Here is a 3,788-nt window from a genome sequence, read left to right as displayed (position 1 = left end):
TAATGCCGATCGTTTAAGACTACTTGATCGATCCAGTGCATGATGTAAAAAGGGTTCATGTTCAACATGGACCCTTTTTAAATGGAACTTTCACAAGCACTGGGCATGATTAACCTTACCGCTCCGGATGAAGTGCAATCCCTTGCCGATCTTCTCCCTCCAGAGCTTATACAGCAGGCATTTTCTCTCACCGATACGGTCACTCTTCGCAAACGAAAATTACCTCTTGAGTCCATGTGTAAGCATACCTGTATTAGTTCCAGACACTTTTTGAGGTTTCCGGTTTTTTGAGTCACCTCAGGTTCTTATCCCGTCGTAAGCCGCTATCATTCAGAGTGTGAGTTACCTTACTGATCCACCAGGATAGCCAGTCTAAGATGCGCTTAAAGCCCCACATGCTTAGCATCATGGCTTTCGGTGACCTGGCGTGCTGTGGTGAAAGTCATTTATCCGGTTAACTCCGGGGGATCGGAAGAAGCATATTTTCCGGTGAGTACTCGCAAGTGGCTATTAATCAGGGCTGGTTCAGATCTGGCATAACGAACCCACGCGATAAACGTAAAGAAATGAGGGTATGTTTCACCGCTTAAGTTAGCAAGGAGAGCGATAATGGGCACACAGGAAAATGACTCACGAAAACTGACGCTGGGTGAAATAAGCCTTGCAAAATCCGTCTTCAAAAACTCAGTAAATTACTCTGACATCAAGATCCACAAAGGTAGTTACTTACCGTTTAATCTGCAAAATGAAAATACTGCCATGACACCCAATGGCGATATGTATTTTATGCCGACGCATTACCGAATGGATTTCTCTCAGGCAACCCCATCTTATCAACACTGGTTTATTCATGAGATGACCCACGTATGGCAATACCAGTTGGGCCTTAATGTCAGAATGCGTGGGATAATGAGTTGGGCGGCAGCTTATCATTATTCATTACCCGGCAATAAATTGATTCCCGATTACAATATGGAAGCACAGGCAAGTCTGATCGCCGATTATTTTTGGTTATTAAAGTTTGGTCTTTGCGGATTTGATAAAGTCTCAAATTTTCAAGGCATCAGGGGGCCAAACCTTCTTAAACGCTATGAATGGGTTTTACGCGGCTTCCTGAATAACCCTTCAGCAAAAGGGAATCTCCCATGATAAAAATATTCCTGCTGTCAGGCATTTTACTGATAAGTGGTTGCCACCTTGAAAAATCTTATATTAGCCCGTTGGGTGTCGCCATTCAGGATAACGCACCTTGTTTCTTTGTTCCCCCTGAGATAGTTAAAAGTCTTCGCTTAGCAGAAAACCGGGGGATCTATGTTTCCAGAAAAACAGCACAACATTGGGTATTTTTTTGGGATTCCCCGCAACAGTCCATACTGCCGGGAATTGTTGCGGGGGAGTGCCTCTCATACCCTCAGATTAAATGGCAGGAAGGGATCTATTCCGTCTTAATGGGCGCATCCTCTGATAATGATTCAGAGAGATACCGACTGGAGAAAACGTTTAACCTGCAGAAGGATAATCAGGGTAATTTCTTAATCAGGGAGGCTCCGTGATCTTCTGATTAAAAAGAAAAAGCACCATTGACGTACCATCATATTTATTCCGGATGTCCGGTCAGGTCGATATCCGGCGTTATAGTGGTATCGATTGTGTTCAGCGCCTGAAGGTATGTAATCGATGCAATCAGGCGGGTCTGGTTATCATCGCTGATGATGCCGGGCAGTATTAGTATCCCTGTAAATAAACCATTCACTTAAAGATCATCCGGCATACTGAATCTGTTCCCCTGAAGGTTTGCGCTGTGCGTAACACTCGATTTACCGCACACCCGATTATCGCCGTCCTGAAGTCTGTTGACGCCTGTTGCTCCGTGAAATATGTCTGCTGCGAGGCCGTAATTTCCTAATTTAGTTGTTATAACCGGAAGTCTGGCCAGAGCGGTATAGAGGATTCTGATAACAGGAAATCGCAGGGCACAGGTTGATGGAATATAACAGCCAGCAACCTGATGAATCCTTAATAACCTGAAAACTACACACGGTGGGTCGTTTTCTTAATTTCCACGCGAACCAGCCATTGTCACAGATTGTACAAGATAGCTCAGGCAGTATTAGCAATCACATTAAACACAGTGAATTATGAATATGGATACAAAAGAACAGCTGAACGGTAAATATTTTTTTGACGGCATGAGCATCGATAAAGAGGAACTCATATATTAGTTACTTTTGGATAAGTTTAAAAAGAGAGATAGCTGATATAGTCGCTGTGGCCTTTCTGTTGATGAGCTTTGCGTATATTCCCGTTAATGGCAAGCCTGGCGATGTACCAACCAAAGGAATCATCCCGTTGTATCTGGTCACCCGCTCCCTGATCCGCTATAGATTCAGGATAAGGCATCGGACGATTACCTGGAAAAAACTGTTGCAGGGTCAGTGGGCGTATGCCACAAGCATGGGGGCTTACATCTGTGTTGGCTACCGTGGCTGGGTGCTGTGTTGACTCTGTGCGATATTTCGGTGATAACAAAAAATGTGGTACACCGTTATCAATTGATTGCCGTCAAGGAAGGCTCAGGACGACTATACCGGTACCACGGCAGTCCAGACGGAATACATTCAGTTCGGGAAGGATTAGTCATATAAAAACTGCACCCGATGAGGAATTCTAAAGAAGTAGAATAGTTGCGTTAGATCTGTTTAAAAAACAATCTATGCATGTATGATATTCAAACATTTCATAAGGAAAAGGAATGTTTTATGCCGAAAGTACCTATGGGCCCCGGCGCTCAGATAATCATAAACAATATGCGTGAAGCTCGTCGAAATGGTATGCCGCGGAATATGGTATTGCCATCAACTTACTTCTGGTTTTACCGAATGGTCAGGAATAAAGGCCGATGGGATTACAAACAATTTAATCCCTTTTTTGCTAATTTTGGAAATTTCAATTTCGGAGCCACAGGCACTGCTGCGGGTATCCCTGATAATATCCTGTTAATGGGAGCCGGGTGGGCTCAAAGTCATGCCGGAACGTCTCAACCCGAGTGGGGACGATGGTATCAAAATCCACCTTATGGTGATGATCCAACCGATCAGCGCTTTATCAGAGAAGGAATTGAGTATGCGCGTCAGCAGGGTTATTAAAGAGTTACATTGTCTTGTGACCCTGATGCTTTTATTGCTGGTCATCTTTTTTATTTCTGTTAATCACACGGATGCTACCCGTACAGGCGATGAGTTGCAACACAGATATAAAATTAATGATTCCCTGTGGCTTTACACCACCATTAACCGTGAGGGGAATGCGACCGTTCCCATGATTTATCGTTTTTATTTATTCGGGGAAATTACCGGAAATAATGATGTTGTGATTAATACTCTAAAAAATACGATGCCGTTTCTGGCAGGGAACGGCAGTATCAGTAAGATAACTTCTGATGGAAAGGAACATATCAGCATTATCTATAGCGGAAAAGTTTACTCGCTCAGTGATACTGCCAGCTATTCAATTAACGGCCGCCAGGCTGATATCCATATTTCTTACACGATTAACTAATGCCTCACAGAGCACGTTATTCAACTCCGCCAGCACTAAATGTCTGATTTCTGATTTACGTCCGGCGGCGTATTGTCTTTCTGAAGAGTCATTTCTGCGATTAGCTTTCCGGCCCTCCCGCGAATAGTCTTTGGTCTTTTATGGACTGAACCTGTACAGTGTTCTGTCAGTCCCGGGCTGATCAGGTTTCTCGCCCGTTCCCTTTCCCTATTATCTCGCTCCTGGTCACC

At 44.0% G+C, this 3,788-nt stretch carries 5 protein-coding genes and 2 pseudogenes; 6 read left to right on the top strand and 1 reads right to left on the bottom strand.

Features of this window, described 5'->3' with window-relative positions:
• Window positions 1-81 precede the first annotated feature (81 nt).
• The 3 genes and pseudogenes from GTPT_RS16830 to GTPT_RS17705 form a co-directional block, all read left to right on the top strand.
• Window positions 82-237 (top strand): annotated as a pseudogene (locus GTPT_RS16830) (transposase domain-containing protein); the annotation flags it as partial.
• Window positions 238-609: 372 nt separating this feature from the next.
• Complete coding sequence (locus tag GTPT_RS00140) at window positions 610-1,149, top strand: hypothetical protein (RefSeq protein ID WP_029990622.1); 540 nt, start codon at window positions 610-612, stop codon at window positions 1,147-1,149.
• Complete coding sequence (locus GTPT_RS17705; protein WP_029990621.1) at window positions 1,146-1,553, top strand: putative T6SS immunity periplasmic lipoprotein; 408 nt, start codon at window positions 1,146-1,148, stop codon at window positions 1,551-1,553. Before GTPT_RS00140 ends, GTPT_RS17705 begins: the two co-directional genes overlap by 4 nt.
• 44 nt (window positions 1,554-1,597) lie before the next feature.
• Here GTPT_RS17705 and GTPT_RS16825 read toward each other — a convergent pair whose 3' ends face one another.
• On the bottom strand, window positions 1,598-1,753 hold the full coding sequence (locus tag GTPT_RS16825) for a tail fiber assembly protein (protein WP_081671471.1): 156 nt from the start codon (window positions 1,751-1,753) through the stop codon (window positions 1,598-1,600).
• Window positions 1,754-2,144: 391 nt separating this feature from the next.
• On the opposite strand from GTPT_RS16825, the pseudogene GTPT_RS17955 reads away from it, so the two are divergent.
• From GTPT_RS17955 to GTPT_RS00120, 3 genes and pseudogenes are all read left to right on the top strand, one after another.
• Window positions 2,145-2,558, top strand: a pseudogene (locus GTPT_RS17955) (STM2901 family protein); the annotation flags it as partial.
• Between the two features lie 201 nt (window positions 2,559-2,759).
• Window positions 2,760-3,146: a polymorphic toxin type 44 domain-containing protein gene (locus GTPT_RS00125; RefSeq protein ID WP_029990620.1), complete on the top strand. Its 387-nt coding sequence runs from the start codon at window positions 2,760-2,762 to the stop codon at window positions 3,144-3,146.
• Entirely contained in the window at window positions 3,124-3,558 is a 435-nt protein-coding gene (locus tag GTPT_RS00120; protein WP_051170796.1) for a hypothetical protein, read from the top strand. The genes GTPT_RS00125 and GTPT_RS00120 overlap by 23 nt, the downstream gene beginning before the upstream one ends.
• Window positions 3,559-3,788 lie beyond the last annotated feature (230 nt).

It is taken from the genome of Tatumella ptyseos ATCC 33301 (assembly GCF_000735525.1).
GTDB lineage: Bacteria > Pseudomonadota > Gammaproteobacteria > Enterobacterales > Enterobacteriaceae > Tatumella > Tatumella ptyseos.
This window is presented reverse-complemented; position numbering and strand designations above follow the sequence as displayed.

What these genes read in the sequence shown, in the direction of transcription:
- GTPT_RS00140 (WP_029990622.1), top strand. Translation starts at nt 610, where the DNA reads ATGGGCACACAGGAAAATGACTCACGAAAACTGACGCTGGGTGAAATA.
- GTPT_RS17705 (WP_029990621.1), top strand. Translation starts at nt 1,146, where the DNA reads ATGATAAAAATATTCCTGCTGTCAGGCATTTTACTGATAAGTGGTTGC.
- GTPT_RS00125 (WP_029990620.1), top strand. Translation starts at nt 2,760, where the DNA reads ATGCCGAAAGTACCTATGGGCCCCGGCGCTCAGATAATCATAAACAAT.
- GTPT_RS00120 (WP_051170796.1), top strand. Translation starts at nt 3,124, where the DNA reads ATGCGCGTCAGCAGGGTTATTAAAGAGTTACATTGTCTTGTGACCCTG.